2 protein-coding genes and 1 pseudogene are annotated in these 4,213 nt (G+C 42.1%); all 3 read right to left on the reverse strand.

What is annotated here, in order from left to right; all coding sequences use genetic code 11:
• Positions 1 to 658: 658 nt before the first annotated feature.
• The gene (locus tag PN471_RS15120) at positions 659 to 3,340 is read right to left on the reverse strand and encodes a DEAD/DEAH box helicase (protein WP_271777559.1); all 2,682 of its coding nucleotides are present in this window, start codon (positions 3,338 to 3,340) and stop codon (positions 659 to 661) included.
• Positions 3,341 to 3,500: 160 nt separating this feature from the next.
• Positions 3,501 to 3,935 carry a DUF29 domain-containing protein gene (locus PN471_RS15125; RefSeq protein ID WP_271777560.1) on the reverse strand — a complete coding sequence of 145 codons (435 nt, stop codon included), beginning with the start codon at positions 3,933 to 3,935 and terminating at the stop codon, positions 3,501 to 3,503.
• A 141-nt stretch (positions 3,936 to 4,076) separates the two neighbouring features.
• Positions 4,077 to 4,213 (reverse strand): annotated as a pseudogene (locus tag PN471_RS23485) (IS4 family transposase); the annotation flags it as partial.

Here is a 4,213-nt window from a genome sequence, read left to right on the forward strand (position 1 = left end):
AACGAAAATCCCTCGTTTCAGGCTTTTGGTGATTAACTTCTGCTCAATAGCGAGCGCTCAAAAATCATCAAAAAAATCACGTTAAAATGCCCGAAACCCATACCCCATATTTGGTTGATTCTGTCAATGCGTAAGTCCTAAAATTTTTATGTTATTTTTTGCAAAATTAACTTGTCGGGATTACTAACTCAAGAAGAATTCATCCGGGCAACTCAAACCTTCCTCAAATCAACTAATAGGATTGCATTCATCGTCTACTGCTGGGACTCATGGGATCTTTCTTATACAGGAAGGTATTGCACTAGCTTATATAGCTGTTAACCGAGAGGGAAAGATGCACTCAATTTTCGGAGAAAGTTCGACACCAGTGAGACCAGCGTTTCTTGTAGAAGCTATGGAATGGCATCAGAAAGTGATTAATACCTAACAATCCCAATGCACTGGAACAAAATAAATATTAGTTTTGTGGTTGTGTGAAATAGCGATCGCGAAGCGCTCCGTAGGAATCGCTTATTTACGGCAGAAACGTCCGAATTGCCAAATACAAGAAGTTTTAATCCTGTTAATCCTTAAATCCTGGACATCCTGATTCAGACAAGAATATTACCCAACTTTATTCCCATCAGCCCTCACAGATAATTTTTTCCGCAAACCCTAATTACTCCATTGCTTCATTCACAGGGAATCTATCAATTAACTGCATTGCTCGTTGAGCATTGCGTCGCAACACATCTGGTAAATTAGGAACATGAGGAATCTGGGATAATAAATCTAGAGTGCGGCGTAAAATTCGCACTACGTCCCCTTCATCTAAAGTGGTTTTTTCACATAATGCTTTCCACTCAACCCCTAGCGCCCACTGTTCTACCAGGGCAATTAAGCCAATAAAACGAGTTTCCAAACCTACTGGTAAGGCTACCCCATGACGATACTGCACCTTTAACACAGCGCGGCGAATCGGTTGCAATGTTAACCAAGCTGTATCCGCTTCCGCTGATAGCTGAAAATCAACTCTAGTATCTGGGCGGGGGCTTTCTGTCACCAAGGCGGCTATGACTGCTGCTAGGTTATGGGGACCAATATGATCTAATTCTCCACTGGCTAGAACTGAACCTAACCACAATTCATTTTCACCGCGAATGGCTGCGGCAATTTCTCCTAATTTTGTGGGAACTAAGTTATCTAAACATTCAAAGAATTGCAAAATTTCAATTAAACAGAGAAACTCTTCCCAATATCTTTGCGACTGTAGTGATACTTGTTCTTGAAGGTGTTCAATTTCTGCTTCTAATTCGACACAACGCGCTCGATTTTTGAATATTTTGGCAATGTTACCCGATTTATAAATGGGATGGTTTTCTAACTGTTCTTGGACAGCAATTAGGCGACTGAGTTGTTCTCTTACTTCTGTGGGTAGATGGTTAAATTCTTCAGGGTTGGGTATGCTTTGAGCGATCGCAATGGTACTTTCATCACCACGAATTGATTGTCCGCGTTTCAAACTCAATTCTGAAGGTGGTATTAGCTCAGATGGAACTCCTACTCGTGGCATTTCTGCATACATATCTAATATATCTGCTGAAGTTGCCACATACCAACGGTTATTTTGCCCCAAGCAGACAAAGTAAGATGTCTCGCCCACACTCACGGCTTTGTCAACCAGCACTACTGTTATCGGTAGGGGTGACATGGCGTTTCTGTCGTTGAGACTCAACATAGTTCCAGATATGGCAAAATCCAGCATCATTGCTAATTGTGCCTGTCTATCTTCCTGTGCTTGTTCTTGCAAGGTTTTGAAAATTTGGCGTTCTACTTTCAAGCGTTGACGCAGTTTTTCGTATTGCATCAATTCACTTTCATCAATTGCCGCCAGTTGTGACTGAATTTGCGACAATTCGGCTTGAAATTGTGCCAGTTCTTCAAAATCTGGTTGGAGGTGCAAGTTGGACATATATTGTCCAAAACTGCGTTCTATGAGTTCTCTGGCTTTTTCGATGGTGTGGGTTTGTAGCAGGTTCAAGACCATGCCGTAACTGGGTGTAAACTGACTAACTAAGGGATCAGCTTTGGATGTGGCTAAATAGGATGCTTCTTTTGCGCCTTCAAAAGGAGTTTGCAATGTCACTACATAACCTTGGAGATCCATGCCCCGACGACCAGCCCGCCCTGCCATTTGCAGAAATTCCGAAGCATTGAGTAAGCGATGTCCGCTATCAGTCCGTTTAGACAAAGTAGAAATAACTGTTGTCCGGGCGGGCATATTAATTCCCGCTGCTAAGGTTTCTGTGGCAAATACGACTTTAATTAATCCCTGCTGAAAAAGTTCTTCGACGAATCCTTTCCACGCTGGTAAAATGCCGGCATGATGAGCAGCTATGCCTCGATACAGGGGGGCGACTTGTCCAGCCCTGCCAGCATCGGGATTCTTGCGTAAAAATTCGTCAATTTGTTGGCGGAGGATTTGCGACTCATCATTATTAACTAACCATAAATCACCAACTTCTTCGACAGCTTTATCACAGCCCCGACGACTGAAGATAAAGTAAATCGCGGGCAGCATATCCCGTTCTTGCAGTTGGCTCAAGGTATAAATAATACCGGGCGGTTCTGGTCTACCAGCTTTGCCTTTTTCCCAATATCCTTTTTTAGCCTTTTTGACTAGGCGGGGATTAATTTTGGTATTAGTTTCATTTAATAAGGGAAATAAACCCTTGGGATTACAAAAGTTAAATTCTAAGGGAACGGGGCGAAAATCGGAGTAAATCAGGTCTGTAGGACCATGAACATGATTTAACCAACTGGTGAGTTGATCACTGTTGGCAACGGTAGCAGAAAGGGCTACAAGTTGGATACTACGGGGACAGTAGATGATGGATTCTTCCCAGACTGTACCCCGTTGGCGATCGTTCATGTAGTGGCACTCATCTAGCACTACAGCCTCAACGTCAGCTAAGGAGATCCCGATTTGACCTATGGGTGTACCATAGAGCATATTGCGGAAAATTTCTGTGGTCATGACCAAAATTGGTGCATCCCTGTGAATGGAAGCGTCTCCGGTGAGGAGTCCAACTTGATCAAAGCCAAATTTTTCGCGGAAGTCTCGAAGTTTTTGATTAGATAAGGCCTTGAGGGGAGTGGTGTAAAATACCCGTTTCCCGCGAGATAAGGCGCGATAGATGGCGTATTCCCCGATGAGGGTTTTTCCTGAACCTGTGGGCGCACAGACAACTACTGAACGGTCAGCATTGAGGGAGGCGATCGCTTCTTTCTGGAATTGATCTAATTCAAAGGGGAAGATTGACCCAAGGTCAATTTCATTAGCGGAGTCGGAATAATTCACTCAATCATAATTTGCAAGCAGACTATCCACTATCATAACGTGATTCGTGGTTTGCTACGTTGACAGGAAAAGCGCAAGTTGTGAAGGTATTACTGAGCTTTTTTTAATCATTTTACTATTTCGGCAATTTTGCGGAGACCTCGACAGGGAATTGGACTGACTACTTCCGCCAAGAAGTTTGTTGCAGAATTTGATCTATGTCTTGAGGAAAGGGACAATCATCAGGAAAAGAAAAAGATTGATAATCAGAGTTATCTCGCAGAGTCGTTAGGGCGCTGATATAACATTCTCTAAATATTTCATCCCAATACGGTCTTAAGCTGGGAGAGTCTTCCAATAAGCCTTTCAATTCTCGCTGACTCCGCTTAATTGTTTCTGTCCAACCACGATAGTCTTGAACGTAGTCTGAATAACAAAGTTTAAGACAATGTTCTAGCATTGTGATGAGCCGATTTCGCAATTCTCGCCTTTGACTCCTTCCCAAACTTTCAATCTCCTCAATTAAGTCTTCCCAGTTAACACTATGATAATTTTGCTCTTTCAATAGATTAATTGTTTCTTCAATCCAGAGAGCATAATCTGTTTGGGTTAGCATAATATTTTTCCTCTTTCCCTAATTTTACACTTTTTTATCATTTTACTATTTCGGCAATTTTGCACAGAACTCGACAGGCAAATTCTAATTCGCTTTGGGTAGACAAGGGGGCAAATACTCGTGATATGGCATAGTGTTGATCTAAGTACAGGACAAAAAATTGAGAGAGAGAAGAAAGTCGTCATATTTCAAATCTAAATCAGTAACAAGAGAACGCAGATAATCTAAACCGTAACGAAAAACACTTTTAGCAAAACGTCCATGTTTCTTGATTTTGA

Origin of the sequence: Aphanizomenon sp. CS-733/32, assembly GCF_028330045.1 — a bacterium.
Lineage (GTDB): Bacteria > Cyanobacteriota > Cyanobacteriia > Cyanobacteriales > Nostocaceae > Dolichospermum > Dolichospermum gracile.